Annotated in this window: 25 protein-coding genes; 18 read left to right on the forward strand and 7 right to left on the reverse strand. The window is 61.8% G+C overall.

Annotated elements, in window-relative coordinates; genetic code table 11:
• Nucleotides 1-50: 50 nt before the first annotated feature.
• From ACFQ6Y_RS24465 to ACFQ6Y_RS24500, 8 genes are all read left to right on the forward strand, one after another.
• Nucleotides 51-1,613: a bifunctional uroporphyrinogen-III C-methyltransferase/uroporphyrinogen-III synthase gene (locus ACFQ6Y_RS24465; protein ID WP_003941969.1), complete on the forward strand. Its 1,563-nt coding sequence runs from the start codon at nt 51-53 to the stop codon at nt 1,611-1,613.
• Nucleotides 1,614-1,686: 73 nt separating this feature from the next.
• Nucleotides 1,687-2,661 (forward strand): porphobilinogen synthase, encoded by a 975-nt coding sequence (gene hemB, locus ACFQ6Y_RS24470; protein WP_378537544.1) that lies wholly within the window; start codon nt 1,687-1,689, stop codon nt 2,659-2,661.
• A 73-nt stretch (nt 2,662-2,734) separates the two neighbouring features.
• Nucleotides 2,735-3,412, forward strand: coding sequence for a hypothetical protein (locus ACFQ6Y_RS24475; protein ID WP_378638151.1), 678 nt, complete (start codon nt 2,735-2,737; stop codon nt 3,410-3,412).
• 57 nt (nt 3,413-3,469) lie between these two features.
• The gene (locus ACFQ6Y_RS24480) at nt 3,470-3,625 is read left to right on the forward strand and encodes a hypothetical protein (protein ID WP_019744371.1); all 156 of its coding nucleotides are present in this window, start codon (nt 3,470-3,472) and stop codon (nt 3,623-3,625) included.
• 15 nt (nt 3,626-3,640) lie between these two features.
• Complete coding sequence (locus ACFQ6Y_RS24485) at nt 3,641-4,078, forward strand: hypothetical protein (protein WP_378447134.1); 438 nt, start codon at nt 3,641-3,643, stop codon at nt 4,076-4,078.
• The gene (locus tag ACFQ6Y_RS24490; RefSeq protein WP_378638155.1) at nt 4,071-4,586 is read left to right on the forward strand and encodes a hypothetical protein; all 516 of its coding nucleotides are present in this window, start codon (nt 4,071-4,073) and stop codon (nt 4,584-4,586) included. Before ACFQ6Y_RS24485 ends, ACFQ6Y_RS24490 begins: the two co-directional genes overlap by 8 nt.
• Entirely contained in the window at nt 4,579-4,851 is a 273-nt protein-coding gene (locus ACFQ6Y_RS24495; RefSeq protein WP_378447136.1) for a hypothetical protein, read from the forward strand. Before ACFQ6Y_RS24490 ends, ACFQ6Y_RS24495 begins: the two co-directional genes overlap by 8 nt.
• Nucleotides 4,852-4,882: 31 nt before the next feature.
• Entirely contained in the window at nt 4,883-5,164 is a 282-nt protein-coding gene (locus tag ACFQ6Y_RS24500; RefSeq protein WP_003942012.1) for a metal-sensitive transcriptional regulator, read from the forward strand.
• A 12-nt stretch (nt 5,165-5,176) separates the two neighbouring features.
• Here ACFQ6Y_RS24500 and ACFQ6Y_RS24505 read toward each other — a convergent pair whose 3' ends face one another.
• A complete protein-coding gene (locus ACFQ6Y_RS24505; protein WP_378537550.1) occupies nt 5,177-5,788 on the reverse strand; it encodes a TetR/AcrR family transcriptional regulator in 612 nt (203 codons plus the stop codon).
• A gap of 254 nt (nt 5,789-6,042) precedes the next feature.
• Here ACFQ6Y_RS24505 and ACFQ6Y_RS24510 point away from each other — a divergent pair, with 254 nt between their 5' ends.
• The 9 genes from ACFQ6Y_RS24510 (at nt 6,043) to ACFQ6Y_RS24550 (ending at nt 15,616) form a co-directional block, all read left to right on the forward strand.
• Nucleotides 6,043-6,789, forward strand: a complete 747-nt coding sequence (locus ACFQ6Y_RS24510) for a 3'(2'),5'-bisphosphate nucleotidase CysQ (protein ID WP_378638159.1) — start codon at nt 6,043-6,045, stop codon at nt 6,787-6,789.
• Nucleotides 6,786-7,691 carry a sulfate adenylyltransferase subunit CysD gene (gene cysD, locus ACFQ6Y_RS24515; RefSeq protein WP_138869752.1) on the forward strand — a complete coding sequence of 302 codons (906 nt, stop codon included), beginning with the start codon at nt 6,786-6,788 and terminating at the stop codon, nt 7,689-7,691. Before ACFQ6Y_RS24510 ends, cysD begins: the two co-directional genes overlap by 4 nt.
• Nucleotides 7,691-9,592, forward strand: a complete 1,902-nt coding sequence (gene cysN / locus ACFQ6Y_RS24520; protein WP_378537556.1) for a sulfate adenylyltransferase subunit CysN — start codon at nt 7,691-7,693, stop codon at nt 9,590-9,592. The genes cysD and cysN overlap by 1 nt, the downstream gene beginning before the upstream one ends.
• Nucleotides 9,593-9,616: 24 nt before the next feature.
• Complete coding sequence (locus ACFQ6Y_RS24525) at nt 9,617-9,976, forward strand: nuclear transport factor 2 family protein (protein WP_378537558.1); 360 nt, start codon at nt 9,617-9,619, stop codon at nt 9,974-9,976.
• Nucleotides 9,970-10,761 (forward strand): SDR family oxidoreductase, encoded by a 792-nt coding sequence (locus ACFQ6Y_RS24530; RefSeq protein ID WP_378638164.1) that lies wholly within the window; start codon nt 9,970-9,972, stop codon nt 10,759-10,761. The genes ACFQ6Y_RS24525 and ACFQ6Y_RS24530 overlap by 7 nt, the downstream gene beginning before the upstream one ends.
• Nucleotides 10,762-10,784: 23 nt before the next feature.
• Complete coding sequence (locus ACFQ6Y_RS24535; RefSeq protein WP_378638167.1) at nt 10,785-11,930, forward strand: sulfotransferase family protein; 1,146 nt, start codon at nt 10,785-10,787, stop codon at nt 11,928-11,930.
• 27 nt (nt 11,931-11,957) lie between these two features.
• Nucleotides 11,958-13,019, forward strand: coding sequence for a DUF1214 domain-containing protein (locus ACFQ6Y_RS24540; protein ID WP_378537567.1), 1,062 nt, complete (start codon nt 11,958-11,960; stop codon nt 13,017-13,019).
• A 23-nt stretch (nt 13,020-13,042) separates the two neighbouring features.
• Nucleotides 13,043-14,671: an ABC transporter substrate-binding protein gene (locus ACFQ6Y_RS24545; protein WP_378638171.1), complete on the forward strand. Its 1,629-nt coding sequence runs from the start codon at nt 13,043-13,045 to the stop codon at nt 14,669-14,671.
• A gap of 69 nt (nt 14,672-14,740) precedes the next feature.
• Nucleotides 14,741-15,616 (forward strand): TIGR03619 family F420-dependent LLM class oxidoreductase, encoded by an 876-nt coding sequence (locus ACFQ6Y_RS24550; protein WP_378548608.1) that lies wholly within the window; start codon nt 14,741-14,743, stop codon nt 15,614-15,616.
• Here ACFQ6Y_RS24550 and ACFQ6Y_RS24555 read toward each other — a convergent pair.
• A complete protein-coding gene (locus ACFQ6Y_RS24555; RefSeq protein WP_378638593.1) occupies nt 15,607-15,846 on the reverse strand; it encodes a hypothetical protein in 240 nt (79 codons plus the stop codon). The genes ACFQ6Y_RS24550 and ACFQ6Y_RS24555 overlap by 10 nt on opposite strands.
• A 1,347-nt stretch (nt 15,847-17,193) precedes the next feature.
• Here ACFQ6Y_RS24555 and ACFQ6Y_RS24560 point away from each other — a divergent pair.
• A complete protein-coding gene (locus ACFQ6Y_RS24560; protein ID WP_378638177.1) occupies nt 17,194-17,547 on the forward strand; it encodes a hypothetical protein in 354 nt (117 codons plus the stop codon).
• 589 nt (nt 17,548-18,136) lie between these two features.
• On the opposite strand, the gene ACFQ6Y_RS24565 is transcribed toward ACFQ6Y_RS24560, so the two are convergent.
• The 5 genes from ACFQ6Y_RS24565 to ACFQ6Y_RS24585 form a co-directional block, all read right to left on the reverse strand.
• Nucleotides 18,137-20,791, reverse strand: coding sequence for a cutinase family protein (locus tag ACFQ6Y_RS24565; protein WP_378638180.1), 2,655 nt, complete (start codon nt 20,789-20,791; stop codon nt 18,137-18,139).
• 194 nt (nt 20,792-20,985) lie between these two features.
• Complete coding sequence (locus ACFQ6Y_RS24570) at nt 20,986-21,555, reverse strand: hypothetical protein (RefSeq protein WP_378638184.1); 570 nt, start codon at nt 21,553-21,555, stop codon at nt 20,986-20,988.
• A gap of 219 nt (nt 21,556-21,774) precedes the next feature.
• Nucleotides 21,775-22,809, reverse strand: a complete 1,035-nt coding sequence (locus tag ACFQ6Y_RS24575) for a hypothetical protein (RefSeq protein WP_378638186.1) — start codon at nt 22,807-22,809, stop codon at nt 21,775-21,777.
• Nucleotides 22,806-24,008: a sensor histidine kinase gene (locus ACFQ6Y_RS24580; protein ID WP_378638189.1), complete on the reverse strand. Its 1,203-nt coding sequence runs from the start codon at nt 24,006-24,008 to the stop codon at nt 22,806-22,808. The genes ACFQ6Y_RS24575 and ACFQ6Y_RS24580 overlap by 4 nt, the downstream gene beginning before the upstream one ends.
• Nucleotides 24,005-24,664, reverse strand: a complete 660-nt coding sequence (locus ACFQ6Y_RS24585) for a response regulator transcription factor (RefSeq protein WP_378638192.1) — start codon at nt 24,662-24,664, stop codon at nt 24,005-24,007. The genes ACFQ6Y_RS24580 and ACFQ6Y_RS24585 overlap by 4 nt, the downstream gene beginning before the upstream one ends.
• Between the last annotated feature and the right edge of the window lie 56 nt (nt 24,665-24,720).

Here is a 24,720-nt window from a genome sequence, read left to right on the forward strand (position 1 = left end):
TGCACTTGCACCAAGTTCCCATTTCGATACAGCGCACTGGAGAATCACCGATGACCCGAGTCCGAAAGAACACTCCCGGACGGATCCTGTTCGTGGGATCGGGACCGGGCGACCCCGCCCTGCTCACCGTTCGCGCACGTGACGTCCTCACCGGCGCCGCAATGGCATTCACCGATCCGGACGTCGACAAGGGCGTCGTCGCGCTCGTCGGCATCGACATGGGTCGCGACGAGGAGACCGGCGAGCTGATCGCGGACGTGCGTCCGGCACTCGGTGAGCCGGCCGAGGTCGCAAAGACATTGGTGCACGAGGCCAAGAACGGCCACGACGTCGTGCGTCTGGTCTCCGGTGACCCGCTGACCACGGATTCCGTGATTGCAGAAGTCACCGCGGTCGCTCGCACGCAGGTTCAGTTCGAGGTCCTCCCCGGTCTTCCGTCCGGTTCGGCAGTGCCGAGCTACGCCGGCATGGCGCTCGGCTCGGGTCACACCGAGGCCGACGTTCGCGGTGAAGTCGACTGGGCTGCTCTGGCCGCTGCGCCGGGACCGTTGGTTCTGCACGCGACGTCCGGACATCTTGCCGAGACCGCCAGCGCGCTGGTCGAGAACGGTTTGGCTCCGCAGACCCCCGCTGCCATCACCGTCCGCGGCACCACTCGTCAGCAGCGAACCGTCGAGGCAACTCTCGCGACGCTCAACGAAGCCGGATCCGAACTGGTGGGCTCGCTGATCGTCACCGTCGGCAAGGTTGTCGCGCAGCGCAACAAGATGTCGTGGTGGGAATCGCGCGCTCTGTACGGCTGGACCGTTCTCGTGCCGCGCACCAAGGATCAGGCCGGCGAGATGAGCGACCGTCTGGTCACTCACGGAGCCATCCCGATCGAGGTTCCGACCATCGCCGTCGAGCCACCTCGCAGCCCGGCTCAGATGGAGCGTTCGGTCAAGGGTCTCGTCGACGGTCGTTACCAGTGGGTCGTCTTCACTTCCACCAATGCTGTTCGCGCAGTGTGGGAGAAGTTCGAAGAGTTCGGTCTCGACGCTCGCGCCTTCTCCGGTGTGAAGATCGCCTGCATCGGCGAAGCAACCGCAGCCAAGGTTCGCTCGTTCGGCATCAACCCCGAGCTGATCCCGACCGGTGAGCAGTCCAGCGAGGGCCTGCTGGCCGAATTCGCGCCCTACGACGACGTTTTCGATCCGGTCAACCGAGTTCTGTTGCCGCGCGCGGACATTGCGACCGAAACCCTTGCCGAGGGCCTGCGCGAACGCGGTTGGGAGATCGACGACGTCACCGCCTACCGCACCGTCCGGGCAGCGCCGCCGCCGGCCGAGACCCGCGAGATGATCAAGACCGGCGGATTCGACGCCGTCTGCTTCACCTCGTCCTCGACCGTGCGCAACCTCGTCGGCATCGCCGGCAAGCCGCACGCCCGCACGTTGGTCGCGTGCATCGGCCCGAAGACGGCCGAAACCGCTATCGAGTTCGGTCTGCGCGTCGACGTGCAGCCCGAGACCTCGCAGGTGGGACCGCTGGTGGAGGCTCTCGCCGAGCACGCAGCTCGTCTGCGCGCCGAAGGTGCTTTGCCACCCCCGCGTAAGAAGTCTCGAAGGCGCTAGCGCACCCGTGAGTGGTTGAGGAGTCTGTGGGCTCCTCAACCACTCACAGGTCCCGACGAAGGAGGCCCCTTCCGTGTTTCCCACTCATCGCCCTCGCCGGCTCCGGCGTACGCCTGCGCTCCGGCGGCTCGTGGCAGAGACCTCGCTCGAACCCCGGCACCTCGTGTTGCCGATGTTCGTCGCCGACGGCATCGACGCTCCGCGTGAGATCAGTTCCATGCCAGGCGTTTTCCAGCACACCCTCGATTCGTTGCGGTCCGCCGCGGTGGAAGCGGTGGAAGCCGGCGTCGGTGGCCTGATGCTCTTCGGTGTCCCCAAAGCGGAGGACAAGGATCCACAAGGTTCCGGTGCCTCCGATCCCGACGGCATCCTCAACGTCGGATTGCGCGCTCTGGCAGACGAACTCGGTGATTCGACGGTCATCATGGCCGATACCTGCCTCGACGAGTTCACTGATCACGGCCACTGCGGTGTGCTCTCTGCCGACGGTGCCGTCGACAACGACGCGACCTTGATCCGATACGTCGAAATGGCTCTCGCACAAGCTGAATCGGGTGCTCACCTGCTCGGACCCAGCGGCATGATGGACGGCCAGGTGGCTGCAATTCGAGGTGCGCTCGACGCATCCGGGTATGTCGAGGTCGGCCAGCTCGCCTATGCCGCGAAATATGCGTCAGCGTTCTACGGTCCGTTCCGTGAAGCAGTCGGGTCCTCGTTGCAAGGTGACCGTCGTACGTATCAGCAGGACGGTGCCAATCGCCGCGAGTCGATGCGCGAAGTAGACCTCGACATCGCCGAGGGCGCCGACATGGTGATGGTCAAGCCTGCGATGTCCTACCTCGACATTCTGCGTGAGACAGCAGACCGGTCTCCGGTTCCCGTCGCGGCGTACCAGATCTCGGGGGAGTACTCGATGATCACGGCCGCCGCGCAGAACGGGTGGATCGATCGGGATGCTGCGATTCTCGAATCGCTCACCAGCATTCGCCGCGCCGGTGCCGACGTGGTCCTCACGTACTGGGCGTCGGAAGTTGCCGGATGGCTGTGACGGTGTCACGCATGTTGTCTGTGACGGTGCCGCACATGGTGGCTGCGCCCGTATCGACCGATACGCTGGTGTCATGACCGAGCAGTGGCCGCCGTCGCGCCAGGAACCGCCCCGCCGGGAACCTCCCTACGAGAACCAGCCGTTCGAGAACCAGCCGTTCGAGAACCAGCCGTACCGCGAACTCGGACCGATGCCAACCGGTCAGATCCCGGGATACGGCCCCGGTTACAACGGATACCCAGGACTTACGCCGAAACCCGAGCCGCCGACGGACGTCGTGACTGCGATTCAGTTGTGGTGGGCTGTGACGGCGCTGGGGTTGGTCCAGGGCGGCGCGATGATCTGGATGCTGCTCGGGCAGAAGTCGATGTTCGTCGACGAGATGCTCAAAAACCAAGCGGCTGTCGACGCGGGCCTGACGCGTTCCGACGTGGACGGTATGTTCCCACTGGTCATCGTGTTTTCCGCGGTGCTGGTCGTGATCGTCACCGCGGTGTTCCTTCTGTTTGTGCGCTCGATGAGTCGCGGCAAGAACTGGGCTCGAATGTTGCTGACATTCTGTGGTGTCTTCATGCTGGTCTCCGCGATCCCGGTGATCTTCGGGCTCGGCGGCGACGGCGGCGCGGCCACGCTGCTGTTCGGCGGAGCGGAAATCCTGCAGGCAGTCGCTGCTGTCGGCGCGATTGTGATGATGCACCGAAAAGAGTCCAATCCGTACTTTCTTCGTTTCCCCCCGACGGGGAACCGGTAGGTAGCTCGGGGTACTGTGAAACGGGTCACTGCAGTAGTAGGGGAGAGGTCGCACGCGATGAGTTCTCAGGAAGCCCTGCGCACAGAAAGCACCCACGACGCGCCACTGCGCCAACGTGGTTCACGCACCGAAGTGATCTTGTTCGCGATCCTCGGAGCCTCGGTTCTGGTGACACTCCTGGTGCTCATGATTCCGGGCATCGTCAGCGGATAGCGCACACTTGAACCCGTGAGTATCTCTACGAAGGTCAGGCGCCCGACAGCCGTCGAGGCAGCATTTTGGCTGTGGATCGCCAGCGCGTTCCTACTCATACTCTTCGGCCTGATCAACGTCACCAGCGCGTCGTATTCGCTGCGTGAGCAGTTCACCGATCAAGGCATATCGGCCGGAAACATCGACATCTACGTCACCTTCGTGCGGGTATCCGGGCTGGTTCTGCTGTTGACCGGTCTCGCGATCGGCGGCCTCGCCGGTCCCACGCGCGCCGGAAAGCCTCTCTGTCGACGAATCCTGGTGATCGTCTCGGGAGTGTTCGCGGTGCTGCAGATCGCGCTGGTGGTGGCCGGGATCAGTACCGTGCTCGCGCTTGTCGTTCCCGTCATGTTGATCTGTGCCTGCATTGCGATCTACCGAGACACCACAAGAAGTTGGTTTGCCCGTGGCTGACCGTGCTCCTGAAGGCGGCCCGGACGTTCTCTACTACGAGCCGGGTTCGCGGTGGTGGGCCGTCGCGTTCGGTCCGATCTTCTGCCTGATCGCCTTGGTCATCGAACTGTTCACCGGCCCTGTCGTGCATTGGTTCGGTCTGGCGATGTTCGCTGTGATTCTCACCGGATTGGTGTACGTGCAGGTGATTGCCGCGCGCCGGCATGCGAGCGTACTTCTGACCGCGACTACTTTGCGTCAGGGAACCGAAGAGGTGCCGATCACCGAGATCGCCGAGGTGTTCCCAGAGTCCGACGACGCGGCCTACGAGGACGAAATGGAACCGTGGGAAACGGCACGTGCACTCGGTGAGCTGTCCGGAGTGCCGAGGCGTCGGCACGGTATCGGCTTGCGTCTGACCACCGGGGGATTGGTGCGGGCGTGGGCGAAAGACGATCGGGCACTTCGCGAGGCGTTGAGCCAGGTTGTCACGGTTGGTGTCGAACCGGACGGGTCTGCCGATGACTGAGTCGCAGCCATCTCCGCTTGTCGACGTGAAGACGTGGATCGGTGTCCTCGGCATCGTCGCCGCCACGATTCTGGCGATCGTGTGCTGGCGGTCGGGTACGACGACTACCGACTTCGGCCCGATCTTGGAGGGCGCTCCGCCGTTCGAGAGCACGCACTACGACGGCCTCTGGATCTCGGGTGCCGGGCTGTCGATTCTGGTTGCGGGGCTGATGGCCATCGATGTCGTGCGCCGGGTCCGGGTGGGCTTCGTCGCATCCCGCTAGCCCTCATACGGGTAGGGGGTATAGTTGCGGTATGAGTAGTTACAGCCCCGAGCAGGACGATCTGCTCAAGCGCCTTCGTCGTATCGAAGGTCAGGTAGCCGGAATCTCGCGCATGGTCGCAGACGACCGGTACTGCATCGACGTGCTCACCCAGGTGTCCGCTGCGACGAGCGCGCTGCAGTCGGTATCCCTGAAGCTTCTCGACGCCCACCTCGCAGGTTGCGTCGTCGAAGCTGCCAAGCAGGGTGGTCCGGAAGCGGACGTCAAGATCAAGGAAGCACAGGCGGCTATCGCTCGTCTCGTTCGTTCGTAAGGTGCCGGTCCGTCACTGTGTGATGGACCGCGCGAGCGCCCGGGCGGAGAAGTTCACGAAATGCTCGGGCGTGATTTCCTTGGCGATGTTGACGACGATGGTGTCCGACAGACCTTTGAGCCCGGAGAGCACGACGTGGATCAGCGCAGGGTCGTCGATCAGCCGACTTCCTTCGGCTGCAGCAGCTTCGGTGAGCGCTCGAATCAACGCCGAGTTGAAGACCGCGACGGATGCGTGAAGTTCCCGCATGCTCTCTCGGTCGGATCCGGCCATGCCTTCGATGTCGCGCCAGGTGGTGGTGAGTCGACCCACCCGTGCCCAGTGCCGAGCAAACTCGGAAATCATGGACGCGAGCAATGCGCTCAGTCCCTGCTCGCGGGGGAGCGAGTTCACGAAATCAGCCATTTCCAGCTGACTTTCGCTCAAGAGGGCTGCGAAGATGTCCTGCTTGTCGACGAAGTACTGGTAGATCAGCCCAGTGCTGGTGCCGGCTCGTTTGGCGACCGCGCGGATCGTGAGCGCGGAGTAGCCACCCTCGTCCAGTAGCGAGATCGCCGCGTCGAGTGTTCGGCGCCGACGCACTTCGGCGTCGCCGTAGATCGACTTGCTGCTGGTACTGCTCATTTGATCACCGTAGTCGCGGTGGGCGGCATCCTCAATTCACATCGAACACTGTTCGTTGTCGAACGCCGCACTCAATTGAATGTGATGTAGATCATAGAATGAACATTGTTCGAAATAGAATGAACATCGTTCATTCTGGTGTTACGGTATGGCGCAGACCACATCGAGGCCAGTGCAAAGCGCTGGACACTCTGCGGTCGGCCTGACCTTTCTTCCCGTATCGATCGGGAGGTCTACACAGTTGTGGAGTACCTATGACACGCACCAACGATGAACGCGCGGCGATCGACATCGCCACTGCGGCGGGAGAACTTCTGCTCGAACACCGGAAATCTCTCGGCGAAAACGACGGTGATGCCGCGACTTTCAAGAACGCCGCCGATCGGCTCAGTCACGAATTCATCGTCGCCGAACTTGCCCGACGCTTTCCTGCGGATGCAGTGCTGTCGGAGGAAGGCGCCGACGACCTCGCGAGGCTGGCTGCGGATCGAGTGTGGATCGTCGACCCGCTCGACGGCACCCGTGAATTCGGTGAAGCCGGCCGATCGGACTGGGCCGTTCATGTCGCACTGACCGAAAACGGTGTCCTCACAGCGGGTGCGGTCGCAATGCCTGCCCTCGGTGTCACCTATTCGAGCAGCGATGATCGAACCGGGCGGGATGCCGCGACGCCGGTTCGAGTCGTCGTATCGCGGACGCGTCGTCCGGAACCGGTCATGCGCATGGCCGACTCGATGGGCGCGGAGTTGATCGAAATGGGATCCGCCGGAGCCAAAGCAATGGCGGTCGTCTCGGGTGACGCGGACATCTATGCCCATGCGGGCGGGCAGTACGAGTGGGATTCGGCGGCGCCGGTCGCTGTCGCACGCGCTGCGGGACTGCATGTTTCACGTATCGATGGCAGCGAACTTCGCTACAACCAGGAAAACCCGTGGTTGCCGGATCTGCTGATCTGCCGACCAGAACTCGCCCCGAAAGCACTGGAGGAACTGGGCCGATGACCACGACACTGACTCATCTCGAACGGCTCGAAGCCGAGAGCATCCACATCATGCGTGAAGCTGTTGCGCAGAGCGAGAACCCGGTGATGTTGTACTCGGTGGGCAAGGACTCCGCCGTGATGCTGCATCTGGCGCGCAAGGCCTTCTATCCGTCGAAGCTGCCGTTTCCGCTTCTGCACGTCGACACCACGTGGAAGTTCCGAGAAATGTACAAACTTCGTGACAGTACCGCTGCTGCAGGCGATCTCGATCTGATCGTCCACACCAATCCGGACTGCGTGAAGCAGGGGATCAACCCGTTCACTCACGGATCCGCGGTGCACACCGACATGTGGAAGACCGAGGGCCTCAAACAAGCCCTCGATCACTACAAGTTCGACGCGGCATTCGGCGGCGCCCGCCGTGACGAAGAAAAATCCCGCGCCAAGGAACGGATCTTCTCGATCCGATCGGCTGCGCACCGCTGGGATCCCAAGCAGCAGCGACCGGAGTTGTGGCGGATGTACAACGTCCGCAAAGCGCCGGGTGAAAGCCTGCGCGTCTTCCCGCTCTCGAACTGGACCGAGCTGGATGTGTGGGAATACATACGCCAGGAAGAGATTCCGATCGTTCCGCTGTACTTTGCCGACAAGCGTCCCGTCGTCGAACGCGATGGCGCACTCATCATGGTCGACGACGACCGGATGCCGTTGCTGCCGGGAGAAACTCCGGAACTCAAGAGTGTTCGTTTCCGCACCCTCGGCTGCTATCCGCTGACCGGCGCTGTCGAGTCGACCGCCACCAGCTTGACCGAGATCATCTCGGAAATGTTGCTCACCACCACTTCCGAACGCCAGGGACGGGTCATCGACCACGACTCCAGTGCGTCGATGGAAAAGAAGAAGCAAGAGGGGTACTTCTGATGACTGTTTCCTCGGATCTGATCGCTGACGACATCGAGACATACCTCGAGCGTCACGCGAACAAGAGCATGCTGCGATTCATCACCTGTGGCAGCGTCGACGACGGCAAGAGCACCCTGATCGGCCGTCTGCTCTACGAATCGAAGCTCGTCTTCGACGACCAGTTGACGGCGCTCGAAGCGGATTCACGCAAGAGCGGCACCCAGGGGGAGGGGCTCGATTTCGCGCTCCTGGTCGACGGTCTCGCTGCCGAACGTGAGCAGGGCATCACGATCGACGTCGCCTACCGCTACTTCACGACCGAGCGACGCAAGTTCGTCGTCGCCGATACTCCGGGGCACGAGCAGTACACCCGAAACATGGTGACCGGCGCGTCGACCGCCGATCTCGCGGTGATCCTTGTCGACTCCCGCAAAGGCATTCTGACTCAGACCCGTCGGCACTCGTATCTCGTGTCGTTGCTCGGGATCAAGCACGTGGTTCTTGCCGTGAACAAGCTCGACCTCGTCGACTACTCGCAAGAGGTCTTCGATGCCATTACCGCGGACTACACGGCCTTCGCTCACGAGATCGGGCTGGACGGATTCGTCGCCATTCCGATGTCGGCATACATGGGTGACAATCTCACCGAGCGCAGTGCAAATACCCCGTGGTACTCCGGGCCCAGCCTGATCGAGCATCTCGAAAGCGTGGACATCGACGATGCTGCCGCCGCGGCTCCGTTCCGGATGCCGGTGCAGTGGGTCAACCGGCCAGACCTCGACTTCCGGGGATTCTCCGGCCAGATCGTTTCCGGCACAGTATCTCCCGGGGACCCCATCCGCGTGCTCCCCAGTGGAAAGACGTCCACCGTCGAGCGCATCGTGACCATGGGTGGCGACCTCGACGTTGCCGGTGCCGGCCGCTCCGTCACCATCACGCTCACCGACGAGATCGACATCAGCCGCGGCGACGTGCTCTCCATCGGTGACAATCCGCCGGCCGTCGCCGATCAGTTCGAGGCCTGCATCGTCTGGATGGGTGAGGCTCCCATGCTGCCTGAACGGCCGTTCCTGTGCCAGATCGGTACCGTCACTCTCACCGCACGCATCACCAAACCGAAACACAAGATCAACGTCAACACACTCGAAAAGACCGCAACGACTACTCTCGAGCTCAACGAAATCGGTGTGTGCAACATCAGTTTCGATCGGCCCGTCCCGTTCGATCCGTACGTGGGCAACCGCGACACCGGTAGCTTCATCCTCATCGACCGTCTTACCAACGGCACTGTCGGTGCGGGCATGATCACGCACTCGCTGCGTCGATCGGACAACATTCACTGGCAATCCGTCGACGTCGACGAGGCCGCGCACACCAGGCTCAAGGGACACCAACCCGCAGTTCTGTGGTTCACCGGTCTTTCCGGTTCGGGTAAGTCGACTATCGCCAACGACGTCGAGCGTCAACTGCACGCACTCGGCGCGCACACCTACCTCCTCGACGGAGACAACGTCCGTCACGGGTTGAATCGAGACCTCGGATTCACCGAAGCCGACCGCGTCGAGAACATCCGCCGCGTCACCGAGGTCACCCGCCTGATGGCGGACGCGGGTCTGATCGTCCTCGCGTCCTTCATTTCACCGTTCGAGGCCGAGCGTCATGCCGCCCGTGAATTGATCGGCGACGACCAGTTCGTCGAAATCTTCGTCGACACCGCTCTTGCCGTCGCAGAGGAGCGAGATCCCAAAGGTCTGTACAAGAAAGCTCGACGTGGGGAGTTGGTGAACTTCACCGGAATCGATTCGCCGTACGAAGCGCCGCAGAACCCTGACATTCACATCGACACCAGTGTCACGACGACCGAGGACGCTGCGATCGCGATCATCGATTACCTCCGCGCCCGCGGAACCATCTCTTGATCCGACTGACCACGAGGAAATTCCATGCCTGACAGAGCTGAAATAGTTTCTGCTGTAGAAGATTACGTCAAGTATCTCGGAAGTCACGACGTCGACGGCCTGGTTGCGCTGTTTGCACCCGACGCAGTTCAACACGAACCGCTCGGGGTCCAGACCTACCGCGGGATCGACGAGATTCGCGCATTCGATACCGCGAACGCGCAGGTCGACTTCACAGTGAGTCTGCTCGGCCCGATTTCGGTGACGGGAAACTACGCGGCCATGCAACTTCGGGTGCAGCGAGTCGGTATCCCCGACTTCGCTGCCACCGACCTGTTCGAGTTCGACGAGAACTGCAAGATCACCTCTCTGAGCGTGGTTCTCGATCCGCAGGCGCTGTGCTAACCTGTCACGGCCTGCTGGCAGACAAGGTGGTCGTCGTCTCGGGAGTGGGCCCGGCGCTGGGTCGCTCGATTGCGCTGCAGAGTGCGGTGGCCGGAGCGAAAGTTGTCCTGGCTGCCCGTACACCCGAGCGCTTGGAATCGGTGGCAACCGAGATCCGTGATCGCGGCGGAATTGCACTGGCCGTTCCGACCGATCTCACCGACGTCGACTCGATCACGTCGCTGGCGGAGACAGCGGTCGCCGAGTTCGGTGCCGTGGACTGCCTTGTGAACAATGCATTCGTCCAACCGGCCCAGGTCCCGCTCCTCGACGCTGATTTGGCGTCCATCCAGTCGGGTATCGACATCAACCTGCTTGCGGCGTTGAATGTCACACGCGCGTTTGTGCCCGCATTGACCGAGGCACAGGGGTCCGTCGTGATGGTGACGTCCATGGTGCTGCGCAATCAGCTTCCCGGGTTCGGGGCGTACCGCATCATGAAAGCCGGCCTCCTGGCAATGGCGCGAAGTTTGTCGATCGATCTCGGACCCAAGGGGATTCGAGTGAACTCGGTTGCGCCCGGCTACATCTGGGCGGACTCGGTCAAGAACATGTTCGAGAAAAAGGCGGCGGCAGCAGGAGTCGACCCCAAGATGATCTACGACGAGATCGCAGCGGGCGCCGATCTACGCCGGCTACCAGAACCCGACGACATCGCCAATGCCGTCGTCTTCCTCCTGTCCGATGCGGCCAGAGCCATCGCCGGGCAATGTCTCGACGTCAACTGCGGTCACACCCACCACTGAACCCATCCCCCAAGGAATTACAGATGACACAGGATTACGACGGCATCGGTTCCATCGATGACCTGCACCAGGCTGCGCGCGAGGCGGCCGGGTACAAAAACTTCGGCAGCGAAGGCTATCTCGAAGGACTTCGAGTGCTGCTCGAAGCGTTCCGGAAGGAGGCCGACCTCACTCCTCACGGCAAGGTGATCGCTCGCAAGATGATCGTCGGAGCGCTCGCGGGTCGCCTGACCAGTGAGGCCGGATTCGCGAAATATCCAGAGCACGTAGACGTTCCGATCGAACGCCCGATCTTCGTGGTCGGGTTGACCCGCACCGGCAGCACCGCGCTGCACCGCTTGCTCGGTGCCGACCCGGCGCATCAGGGCGCCGAGATGTGGCTCGCCGAGTCGCCGCAGCCTCGCCCCGAGCGCGACAAGTGGTCGGAGAACGCAGACTACGTTCGTTCCGACGCCTTCTACCGTGCGCGCCAGCGCAACGAGGCGGACCTGATGAAGGTGCATTTCATGGGGGCAGAAGAGGTCGAGGAATGTTGGCGTCTGCTGCAGCAGACGATGCTCTCGACCGCGGTCGAGACGGTGGCGTACGTGCCGAGTTACACCCGGTGGCTGGCGGAGCAGGACTGGACCGAAACATATGCGCGGCACAAGAAGAACCTGCAGTTGATCGGGCTGCACGACCAGGACCGACGGTGGGTGCTCAAGAGCCCGAGCCATGTATTCGCGATCGACGAGATCATGTCGGTTTATCCGGATGCACTGTTCGTTCGGACCTTCCGGGACCCGTTGACGTCGATGGCGTCCACCTTCAGCCTTGCCGAGCAGGGCGGACACGACATGTCGAAGGCCTTCGACCGTCCGGCTATCGGGCGCACCCAACTCGACCTGTGGGCGAGAGGGAATGCGAACTTCAACAGTGCCCGTAGCCGTTACAACTCCGATCACTTCATCGACGTCGACTACAAGGACTTCATCTCCGATGCAGTCGGCACCGTCGAGAAGATCTATGCACAGTTCGCCCTGCCCTTCACGGACGAGGCTCGCGCCGCGGTGGAGGCGTCACACCAGGCGAGCCTTGCCGAGCATCGTCGTCCGTCGCACCGCTATTCGCTCGAGGAGTTCGGCGTGAGCGCTGCCGACGTCGAAGCGAAGTTCGCCACCACACCCTGAAGCCCTGACCGAAACAAGGAGATTCACATGAATGCTGTTTGGGAAAAGTTCTGCGCAGATCTGCTCGAGGTCGGAAAGGTCCTGGAAGACGAGATCGTCCCTCAGGACCCGCTGACCCAGGCCGAGGGCGTCCGCTATCTGAGTCGGTTGCTTCGGTACGGCACGATCAACTGTGTCGAGTACACCGATCCACGCTGGCCACAGTTCTCGTCGGCTCCGAACCCGAACATGATGACGAAGATCGGTGCCGACAACCCGGACAACGTCTACATGCGCGCCAACATTTCCGGTCAGTACAACTACCGGATCATCGGCACCCGAGGCACCGTCCCGTTGATCACCTTCGGCTCGCGCGTCAATCGGTACCACATCGACGGCACCATGCTGCAGACCGGCGATCTGCATATCCAGGACCTCGAGGTCGACGAGAACGGCCGTTTCGAGTTCATCGCGAGCGTCGACAAGCCCGCTGAGGGGGCTTGGCTGCCTTTGGCGCCCGACAGCAACCTCATCTCCGTTCGGCAAACTTACAAGGATCGGCGCAACGAGGTCATCGGTGATCTGACCATCGAATGCCTGAACCCGGACGGGGAGTTCGTCCCGCTGACTCCGGAAGAGATCGGCGAGCGCCTCACCAAGTCCGTCGGGATCGTGAAGGGGATGGCGGAGACCTTCCTGGAATGGTCGCGCAAATTCCAGCCGCACACCAACGAGATCTTCGACTGGGGACAGGACTACTTCCAGGACGCCGGCGGCGATCCGACGATCTTCTACTTCCACGGCTACTGGAAGCTCGCCGAGGACGAGGCGTGGGTCATCGAGACCGAGGTTCCGAACTGCGAGTACTTCAACTTCGTGCTGCAGAACTTCTGGGTCGAGTCTCTCGACTACAACCGCACGAACATCTACATCAACAACCACACCGCGAAGCTCAACGACGACGGCACCATGACGATTGTCGTGGCGGCGAAGGATCCGGGCTACGGCAACTGGATCGACACCGATTCGCACGCCGAGGGGACTTGGGCGCTGCGCTGGATCAAGGCGGACTCGCACCCGATCCCGACGTCGAAGGTAGTCAAGATCTGACCCGCTGCCGAGATTGGGAACGTATGTACACCAAGAAGAATCGGTTCGTCCCTCGATTTGTCGCGCTCGGGCTTGCCGGTGCCCTGTTGTTGGCCGGGTGCGCCTCCAGCAGTGGGGGCACCGCAGGATCGGATTCACCGGGCAGTAGCGGCGCAGCGGGTTTCGTGGGAGCTCGAGATACTGGGGAGCGGATCGACGGAGGTCTTCTCACCTTCGGGTCTTATTCGTTCCCTTCCTCACTGGACCCCACTAGAACTCAAGCCGCCGGTTCGACCGGCGGAACCGAAATGGCCGCGATTTACGACACGCTGGTGCGCAGCGACTCCGCCAGCGGGAGCTTCGTGCCGAAACTTGCGAAGTCACTGTCGGGCAACAGCGACTTCACCTCGTACACCGTCACTTTGGCTGATGGTCTGACCTTCAGTGACGGAAGCCCGCTCGACGCGGAAGCGGTGAAGTGGAGTATCGAACGATTCGTGGCAGGTAAGGGTGATGTATCGCAGACCTGGCTCAACATCGTGGAGCGGATCGAGACACCCGACGCCACCACTGTCGAATTTGTGCTCGAGCGGCCCTGGCGACAATTCCCGGCACTGTTGTCGCTCGGCCCCGGAATGATCGTTGCGCGAAGTTCCGACGCAGAGACCGTGGGAGGGGAAAAAACGTTCACTCCGATCGGGGCGGGCCCGTTCACCTTGGCCAAGTTCGCGCCGCACGAAGAACTGGTACTCGCCGCACGCACGGATTATCAGGGCGGCAAACCGCCACTGGACACACTGCGGTTTGTCCCTACCTCGGGTGCACAGTCTCAGTACGAATCGCTGAAGAGCGGTCAGATCGACATGACGTACATTCTTCGCGACGAGGCCGTCATCAACCAAGCTCTCGATGACGGATACTCCGGCTACCTCAGTCCGACCGGACAGAACGGGATCGGCACGATCAACAACCGGGCGGGCAAGCCCGGAGCCGATGTGCGCATTCGTCAGGCGATCGCCTACGGGGTGGATCCGGCGGCGATCAATACCCGTGCGAACAACGGATTGGGCACCGCCAGTTCCGAACTGGTCCCGCAGACATCACGTTGGTTCAACAACACCGCAGGCATCCCGTTCGATCACGTGAAGGCAAAGGCGCTGCTCGATCAAGCGAAGTCCGACGGGTACGACGGGAAACTCCGCTACCTCACCACCTCGGAGCCGAGCCAGCAGGCGACGGCACTGACGGTTCAGGCGTCGCTGAACGCGATCGGTTTCGACGTCACCATCGACTACGCCACCGATGTGACCGACCTGGTCCGACGGGTATACAAGGACCACGATTTCGACATGACCAGAGGTGGCGCTCCAGTCGGCGAAGAAGCGCCGTACCTCAATGTGTACAACAGTATGGCCAGTGATTCGAAGAACAACCCGTCGGGCTTTGCGGACCCGGAGATGGACGCACTGATCACGGCTGTGCAGACTGCACCGTCGGACGACGCTGTCCGTGATGCGATCAGCAAGGTGCAGGAGTACGCCAATGTGACTGTTCCTTACGTGATCTGGGGTCCCGCATCGGTGTTGACCGCATGGGACGGCAATATTCACGGCGTCGAACGCAATATCACCGACATCATGTTCTTCGACGAAGCCTGGATGTCGTCGAAGTGAGTTCCTCTGAACGGAAGGGTGTTTCGACGTGCGAATGACGAAATGGTGTAGCGGCGAAATGGTGGAACGATGAAGTGGTCGTTGGCGGGCGCGATGATCGACGCTCTGGAACTGTGCGAATTGGCCCAGGTTGCAGAAGAGGTGGGGTTCGACGGTATCGCGATGCCGGATTCCGTGTTCTATCCCGAGCAGGTGTCGGCGCCGTATCCGTACACCGCTGACGGGAAGCGGATGTGGGCGCCCGAGACTCCGATGCCTGATCCGTTCATTGCGATGACGGCAATGGCGGCCGTCACGTCGCGAATTCAGTTTTACACCAACGTGTTCAAACTCCCACTGCGTGATCCTTTGTTGACGGCAAAGCAGGTCTCGACCATGGCAGTGATGTCGCGAAATCGCATCGCACTCGGCATCGGTTTGTCCTGGATCCCCGAGGAATTCACCTTTACCGGGACCGAGATGCGCACCCGCGGTGCGCGTACCGACGAAGCCATCGAGATCATCAAGGCCGTGTGTGCGGGACGTGGACCCGAATGGATCGAATACCACGGCAAGCACTACGAGTTCGACGCTCTGATGATCAGTCCTGCTCCGGAGATTGCGGTTCCGATCTACATCGGTGGGCACAGTGAACCGGGATTGCGCCGCGCAGCCAGGCTGGCCGACGGTTGGATGTCGGTGAACACGACCAAAGCCGAATTGGCCTCCGCCATCGATCGCCTCATGGAATTGCGGGTCGAGTACGGTCGTGCCGATATTCCTTTCGGCGTCAACGTCTCGCCGACTGATGTTCGTGATCTGGACGGATATCGCGAACTCGAGACTCTCGGAGTCACGGAAATCAGAGTGTCGCCGTGGTATCGCTACGGAGTTGATGCCGGTGATCGTCAGGGAAGACTCGACTCCATTCGACGGTTTGCCGACGAGGTCATCGCTCAGTACTGATCGATCAGCGTCTGCATCGCCCGGCCGTAGAGCTTTGCCAACTGATCTCGATCTGCCGACTGAGGGATGCTCTCGTCGCTGAGAGCACTCAACAATCCGGACACCTGGGCGGAGACCAGGAGCGCGCGGGTGTACGCGTCTTCGCCGTCTAGACGAGCGGCGAGATTGGTGGCAAATACTCCGGTCATGTCTCGGAGTCGAGCGCGGATGCGCGGGGAAGCGGCTCGCAGTAATCACGTGACTTATGTTGTGGGCATCTACGCGGCAGCAACAGTATTCTCGTTGATTCTTTCCTTGGTGATTCACGATGTTTACGTAGCTATTGTCTTCGATCTCCTGTTGTATGCGATCTGGGCGGGAATCGCCTACGCCTTCGTTGCGTGTGGGAGGAAATCTTCTCATCAAATGGCGACATGGGGGATAGTGCTGGTTGGCGGGATCGTCGCGTGTCGGAAAGTGATGAGTTCGTTCGTGGGTGCTGCGTTCACCAATACGATGAATGCTTTCTTGTCGATACAGATATTTCCGTTACGGGTGCAGGGAATTAGATTATTCAGATGTTGCTTTTCGCAGTGATTGCCAACGGATGTATCTATTTTGTTGTCAGAATGTTTCGAGCAATGCAGGCGATGTGAAATGTTCCTACTATCGTAGATCCTCCTGTCGCCCAGATTCGATTTGGAGCCGGCTGGTCTGTACGACTAAGCGTCAGCGGAGAGCGATTCGATCGATAGAAGTGTGGAGCGGAATGCACTGTTTTCAGCAGCGTCCCGCTTCTGCGCGTTCGCGATTTGCGGAGACGGTGAAGGATCTTTCAGACGTCGGCTCTCCATGAACTCTGCGGCGGTGTCGGCATTTCTGGAAGAAATCTACTGCGGACACAGATGTTCGCGAGCGGCGGTGGCTTTTGTGAACGCGTAGGTAACAAGGGCATCGCTCACACCAGGTGAGCGCATGCTTTCTTTTGTCGAACTAGCGTAGGAATCCCGTTGGGACGCTGGTAAAGACAGTATGACGGCGCAAGTCATTATTCCATCCAGAGCTGCTGCCCACGGGGTGCTGGTGATGGTTGGTACGCCCTGGAACGACTCCTCCGACTCGCAGATGGCCCGTACATATCGGGCGTATCCTCCACTAGGAATACCCGCCGCGAACTGTTCCTGCTCGGCCGATTGTTCGGGTGGGAGTATCGCGACAACGGAGTCATAGGAATTTCCTTGTCGGATAGCCTCCACCTCGGCTTTTGAGCTTCCCCCCGCAATAGCAGTGCTAGCGAGTAGTTCTGCGGCGCCGTCGTAGACCTGGCGCAAGGTCGGATTGTCGGCGTCCCAGTCCGTGCATTGTTTTGCGGGGACGACGTCGTCGGGCCCAGGGGTATCGGAGATGGCACATGCCGTGAAAGACCCTGCGCCTATCGCAAAAGCGACCACAAAGTGGACGGGACGCATTCGAGTAAAGGACATGGGATGATTCTGACACGGAGATAGTTCGATGGTGAGAGTGACAGCAGCAAGTTCATCTAAACGAAGTACAGCTTATGTTTCTGATGCCGCTACCCCACATCGGACGTAACTTTGATGTCGTCAGACCATGACGAGAAGGCCCTCGGCGTCTGGGACACGGGATCTAACGGGATCGAATCCGATGCGCCCGCTCTACTACATCCGGTTCAGTCCGTCGGCTGGGTATATGTCATGGTGACCAACCCTGCTGATTTCGTCGGAGACTGGGCTCCGGCCCTTCTCGAGGTTGGTCAGGCCTTCAGGCTTACTTCCGATCCGAGTAGCGTGTTGGATGGTGGGCCTGGGATTACGTTGTTCAAGAGATTGGCCCATGGTCATTGGTCCAGCGTCGCCGCAGTGGACCCGGGATTTGCGTCCTGGCTGGAATCTGCACCAGCCTTCCGGCTAAGGATTTTGCGATTCATGTGATGGAGATTTCCGAGTCCGGCCTGTGGTACGTATCTTCGTTGAGTACCGTGACCGCGGACTTGCTGGTCCAGGCGGTTCTTTCCGCCTTCGGGAGCTAGTGCGGCGTGCTCGTATTTTTCGGCGGTTAACGTTGGTCAGGATGTGATCGGCGGGGTTTCGTCGAGAGGGATGGTGGGTCCGCGGTGTTCGAGTCGTTGCATGACTCCCGTAATTATTCGGCACGTTTTTCACGGAATTATCTGACACGGTGACCGTTGTCTTCGAGGTAGCGGCAGAGGGTGCTTCGTCGAACGCCGAGGGTTTGGGCGATCTCGGTGATTGATCTGTTGTGAGGATTTCGGGCAACGGAGATGACTGTATTCGGATCGCGATCGTGAGCTGGTGGTTAAATGGCCGATCTTGTCGAATTCGCGGAAGAATCAGTTCTTGTCTTCGGGCGAGCATTCCCCGTTCTTCGATCTCCGATTTGTCGGAATGTGCCACGGTCGTTGCAACTCCCCAAAATTCGGGGTGCTGCAACGACCGCTAGAACCCAAGAGAAACTCGCGGGGCCCCTCTCCGCTGACGGCGGCCAGTGAAACCGAGTCCGTCAGCTGCCGAACACACTCCCCAGACTGCCGAGCGACCCCGTTCCATCGCTCGGCGGAGTGACCGGATCAGGCAGCAAAGGCGTCTCGGCGACACGGTTGTCCTCCGTCAGCACGAACGCAGCATCGTCCACCGCCGCAGCGCTATGCGCGACCGTGAACTTCGCACCGTAGACAAGGCCTGTCTCCGAGGTGAAGATCAGTCGGTGCTCGCCATCGGGCAGAGCGTCGGGCAGCGTCACCGTGAACACCGCGAGACCGTCCGCGTCTGTGGTCACCGTGCCCAGTTCGATCGGCTCGGACCGTGCTGACACGGTGTGCTTGGTGTTCGGCAACCCCTTGAAGACCACCTCCGCGGACTGGCCCTGCCGCAGCAAGGGCGGCCCGCTAAGGCCCGGAGCGATCGGCGCCGCGTACAACTGCGGGATGCCGCCATCGGCGTCGCGTGGAGTCGGGTCCAAGGCAGATGCCGGAACGGCCGGCCCGAAGGCGCTGAGAATCTTGCTGGCCCCGCAGTTGGGCACGGTCATCGTGCTCCCGGCGGGGATTCCCAGGGCGGTGCACCGGACCGATTGGCTCAGATAGCTCGTGTGTACCCGCGTGCCCGTGGCAACCACCGCCGCTGTGGTGACACCCGTCACCGAAGGTCTCAGATATTGACCGAGAATCTTCCCCATGAACTTGTCGACACCCAAAATCAGTTTTGCGTCGAACTCCGTGTCGCACACGATGTCCGAACGACCGCAGAATGAGAACAGGGTGTTGCCCGGATTCTCCGCGATCCAGTCATTGCGGGCCGGATCCGCCGGCGAGGGAACGGACGACCACTTGCCCGGGGTGATCCAACGGACACCAGCGCCCGTGCCGCTCAGTACCTCGATGCCGCGACCGTCCGTCTTGCTGGGATCACCCAGATGGACGATCGACACCACATTTTTGAACACAGCCTGATCGCCGGTACGTTGGGCTCGGGTCATCGCCGCATTGATGACATCCGCGCCCTGCGAATAGCCGCTCAACGCGATCCTCGGCACGAACGATGATTGCGAGCATGCCGCATTGATCGCGCGCAGCGTAGTGGACAAGTTGGCTTCTCCAATGCTTACCGACGTTTCGTAGGCGTCGCCGTATCCACTGAATTTCACTGTCCCGGCGACGATGTCGAATTCCGACACCCCTACCGGGACCGCCGGATATGCCACTGCCAGGTACTCGATCCCGGCTTGCGGCGGCGAATGTGTGGCCCACCACATCCGGTCCAATGCCTGAGCCTGAGCATTCAACTCCGGCCCCATGCCCTGATCGACGGTCCCCGCCGGGTACGTCGATGCCGAGGGCAACGCGCCTTGCGGTGCCTGCCCGGAGCCTCGCACTCCGACGAAGTACGTACTCTTACACACCGGTTCCGGATCAGGATTCCCGGGCACACCCGGGTCGATGATGCCTGCAAGGCCGACCACCTCGACCGGCGTCGATCGCTGGGTAGTGGTGCCGTCCCCCAACAGCCCGCGCCAGTTGAGTCCCCAGCATTTTGCGGTGCCGCCGGACATCAACGCACACGTATGGGTGTTGCCGGCGGTGAGGGCGATGGCGCCGGAAAGCCCGACCACCTCGACCGGCGTCGATCGCTGGGTGGTGGTGCCGTCCCCGAGTTGGCCGGCCTCGTTGCTGCCCCAGCATGTGGCGGTGCCGCCGGGCATCAACGCACACGTATGGGCGTTGCCGGCGGTGAGGGCGATGGCGCCGGAGAGGCCGACCACCTCGACCGGCGTCGATCGCTGGGTGGTGGTGCCGTCCCCGAGTTGCCCGTTTGTGTTGTAGCCCCAGCATGTGGCTGTGCCGCCGGGCATCAACGCACATGTATGGTTGCCGCCGGCGGTGAGGGCGATGGCGCCGGAGAGGCCGACCACATCGACTGGTGTCGATCGCCTGTTGTAGTTGCTGCCGTCTCCCAACTGCCCGTACTGGTTGTAGCCCCAGCATTTTGCGGTGCCGCCGGGCATCAACGCACACGTATGGGCGTTGCCGGCGGTGAGGGCGATGGCGCCTGCAAGGCCGACCACGTCGACCGGCGTCGATCGATAGGCGATGGGGGCACCGCCGTCCCCGAGTTGGCCGGACTCGTTGCTGCCCCAGCATGTGGCGGTGCCGCCGGGCATCAACGCACACGTATGGCTGCCACCGGCGGTGAGGGCGGTAGCGCCTGCAAGGCCGACCACCTCGACCGGCGTCGATCGATGGGTGGTGGTGCCGTCCCCGAGCTGCCCGTTTGCGTTGTAGCCCCAGCACGTGGCGGTGCCGCCGGACATCAACGCACACGTATGGCCGCTGCCGGCGGTGAGGGCGATGGCGCCGGAGAGGCCGACCACGCCGACCGGCGTCACCCGATATGTGGTGGTGCCGTCGCCCAGCATTCCGTTCGTGTTGTCGCCCCAGCATTTGGCGGTGCCACCGGCCAGGAGCGCACATGTATGATCGCCGCCGGCAACGAGGGCGGTTGATGCCGGCGCGGTCGCTGTTGTCGATGTGGTGACCGGATCGGCGTTCGCACGCGCTGTCACACCCGACGGCATCACGATCCCGGACACCACGAGAACCGCAATCACCGCCGAAACCAGCCACGACAACCGATGATCGAAAACTGTGCGACGCAACATAACAGGTACCTTCGGGTCGGGTGTCGTTCGTGAGACTGGAGAATTCGTTCATACCGGTCGGTGCCTCAGAACCGTTGAACCATTTGCAAGACAACGGAAGTCCAGTGATCGAGACGCATCACCTGTCTCGAGACATCATCACCTGTCTCGAGACATACTGTGTGGATGTGATCTGGTCTAGTCGATCCGTTGGGTCACGAGCCGAACAAGGATCCGAGGGAGCCGGAGCTACCGCCGCCGGTGGGGGGATTGCCTGGGTCGGTAGGTCCCCCAGGTTCTTCGGTACCGCCGACGGTGAACGATGCGAAGTGGGTGACGTCGTCGCCGGCGTAGTTGCCGTTCTCGTCGTAGGGGGTGCATTTTCCGATGATCGTGTACGTGCCTGTGGACAGCGGGATCGTGTTGACTCTTGGGCTGGTGTACCCCAGGTCGCGTACTCCTGCGAATCTCGGGGTCTCGAACAGTGCCGGGTCATGTGCGAGGAACTCGTACCCTCCTGTCCATCCCGGACCTGATGGTGGGTTTACAGGCAGGTTGCCTTCGGCCTGCGCATTGAGGTCGGAGGGTGAGCCGGGGACGATCAGACCTGCGTTGCACACTTGGTAAGAGGGTGCGGTGAGCGTGATGGTCGCCGCGGTTTCGGTGGTGGTGATGGTGTAAATATCGGATTCGGGTCCGGTGAGGAAGGGATCCGCTGCTGCGGCCCCGGTTCCTGCGGCGACGAGTAGAGCGGTGAATCCTGCGACAGCGCAGACTTTTCGCATGGGGAAGTCCTTTCGGGAGGAGTGTTGGCCGACGTGCGCTTCTTGAGGTGTGTTTGTCAGCGGGAGCTAGGCGTCAGCGTGTGAGGGAGCGGATTGTCATCTGCACCAGCTGAAACCGACCAGTCGATCCACCTGGAATGAGTCAAAAGTAGTCGAATGGATCGATGGCGCACAGACCCCAAAAATGGTGGCACAGCCGCTATGAGCAAGCAGACCTGATCAGATACGTGGGGCGAGCGGTTGACCGCCCGGGTCGTATTCGACTCGGACGATGTCGTCGCGGGTGCTGTGGACGATGGTGGCGAGAATGCCACGCCCGGGTGGGAGGATCCGGATCGTGAGTGTCCCGGATCGTGCTCGGATGAGTGCGTCCGCGGCGGCGGCGATGACGCGGTCTCGTATTTCTTCGGGTGCGGTGTCGAGGGCGTGGTCGTCGAGCAGGATGACCTCGACGCCGCGTGTGCGGGCCGCACGCGCTTCGGCAGCGATGTGGGGGACGGCGAGGGTCGGCGCTCGCAAGGTGTCGCGTAGGTGCGCTTCGAGGAGTTGGCATTCGAGACGTTCCTGGCCGGTCAGTGGGTCGGCGTCGGTGATGCGTTCGAGGAGGGGTCGTGCGAGGTCATCCAGGCGTGTGAGTTGGGCATCGCGTTCGTCGAGAACGGCGGTGTCGGCTGCTTCGGCGGCGATGCGCAACGTCGCTTGTCGGCGGAGGGCAAAGATCTCGCGTGCGGCCGGCCGGATGGTCCAGGCGAAGAAGGTTGCCATCAGTAGCGGTGCGAGGTTAATCGCCGACATCGACAGCCCGTAAGCGGCGCTTTGACCGGTCCGCTCCGCCCAGAGCATGCAACTGGCCAGGACGGCAGCCATACCGATCCACGCCCACGCAGTGCGGCCTCGGACGCACATGTAGGTGTAGATCGCCGTCGACGCCGCCAGGGGCCACAACTGCAGGAGCCCGTCGATCGGAACGGGGACGACGACAAAGATCAAATTGACCGCGATCGGCCCGGACAGCGTCAGGTATGCGGTAGCCGGAGCCGCAAGCGGATCGCCCGGAACCCCGATGAGGCCCACTGCGCCGATGCTGACGACGATCCAGGCTGCGAACTCGAACCATCCACCTCCGGGTGGATTCGTGGACCAGGCGACCAGAGCGAACGTCGCCACGAACGCGGTGACGACGGTTTTCGCTGCGATGGTGCGCAGACCGAGCAACTCTCGAACATCGTGAACATCGTTGTCGTGGTGAGTCATTCGGATTCCCACCCCAGATGTACTGTCGTGCCGACGCCGGGGCTGGTATCCACGTGTGCCGATCCGCCGGGGACGGCGCGCATGCGGCCGAGGATGCTGACGGTGATGCCGAGTCGGTGCGGCGCGACGTCGGAAGCAACGAAGCCGGACCCGTTGTCAGCGACCTCGATTCGGACGCCGGTCCTGGTCACTGCCGTGGTGACCGTTCGCAGTGCATCAGGTCCGGCGTGCAGGCGAGAGTTGCGCAGGGCCTCGGACAATGCCGACCCCAGTGCGCGAACACACTCGGCAGGCAGGAACGGCAACGACGCGGCAGCGGTGTCGATGACTTCGAACCTGGCCTGGGCGTCGGCGTCGGTGGCCGCGGTCCTCAGATGGACAAGTGCGTGTTCGAGTGAGAACGGTTGTGCTGGTTCGCTTCCGATACGGAGATCGTCGAGTTCCGCCAGCGTTGTTTCGGAGAGGTCGCGGAGAAGAGAATGCGGCTGCCCATGTGAGGCAGCCAGAAGCGTCGAGAGCACGCTGTCATGGATGAGCGCGTCGAAACGTTCACGCTCGACGATACGAGCACGTTGGGCGGCAGCGTCAGCTGCCGCGGCGTATGTCTCGTCGGTGGTGGCATCGAGGACCCTCCCGGTGCGTAGTGCCATCGCGGCGCCGCCGACGAACAAGGTGCAGAACATGATCGCGAAGGCGATCTCCGGGACCAACATCCCTGATTGCGCGCCGTCGCGGGCTACGAGGTTGATCAGCTGTACACCCGTGCACCCGATCGCCAGGTGAACGAATGCGGCCGGTGTCGACCAGACAAGTACAGCGGCGAGGCTTGCCAGACCGGGGAACGCGGCGAGCCACACGCCATCATTGGCGGGGAGGTCCGGTCCGTTCCACGCCGCCGGCCAGGTGACCACCGCGATAAGAAAGACCGTCGCCGCTAAGGCAGCGGAGGCACGCATCGCCTGCGTCTCGGTTCGAAACGACAGCGCGCCGGGGATGAGTCCGGACCCGAACACGACAACGACCATGATCGGCGTCCACCACGGAGCCATTCGCGGAGCGAGTTCGGTGATCGATGGCCACAAGATCACCAGGTATGCGACGTATCCGATGCTGGTGAACCTGGCGAACATTCGCAAGATCCGGTCGGTGTCTTCCGTCCGAACGGCATTCTGTTCAGGGCGAAGCGACTGACGGGTCATCGGATCGGATGCTCTGGAACCGGAAGCCAGCCGTCTTCGACGGCGCGCTTGTAGAGGTCTGTTTTCGTTCGCGCCGGCCGGCCGGCGTCGGCGTATTTTGTGCGGATCCGTGCGAGGTAGTCGTTGACTGTATTCGGAGTCAGCCCGGTCATCCGCGCTACGCGATCGGCTTTCTCTCCGGAGGCGTACAAGGTGAGGACGTCTTGTTGCCGTGGGCTGAGCCCGACGTCGGATAGGTCCGGATCACCGTCGATCGCAGCGGCCCATTCGGTGGTCGCTACAGGGTGGCCGGCGGCAGCCGCGACGATGGCTTCGACAACCTGCTCTGTCGGCGCTGACTTACGGATAACACCCAGCACACCTGCCTTCGCAGCCAACCTGACCAGATAAGGATTTTCCGCACCCGTGAAGACCAACGCCTCCAACCCCGCAGCCCGCAGTCGGTCGACATTCGCAGTCGGGGAGGAACCATCCGCCAACCTCAGATCGAGCAGCACGAAATCCAATGGAATCTGCTGATTCAGCAGGTCTGTGACCGTGGCAGCCGACGCAGCCACTATCAAATCGGGCTGTCCAGAGAGCATCGCTTGGACTCCCAGTACTACCGCGGAGTGATCTTCCACCACACCAATCCGCTTCATGCCGGTCTCTGTCATCGCATCAGCCGTCCTCTGTCGAGGGCGCTGAACCGTTGTCAGCTACCCCTGTGCAT

This window comes from Rhodococcus sp. NPDC056516 (assembly GCF_042794655.1).
Lineage (GTDB): Bacteria > Actinomycetota > Actinomycetes > Mycobacteriales > Mycobacteriaceae > Rhodococcus_F.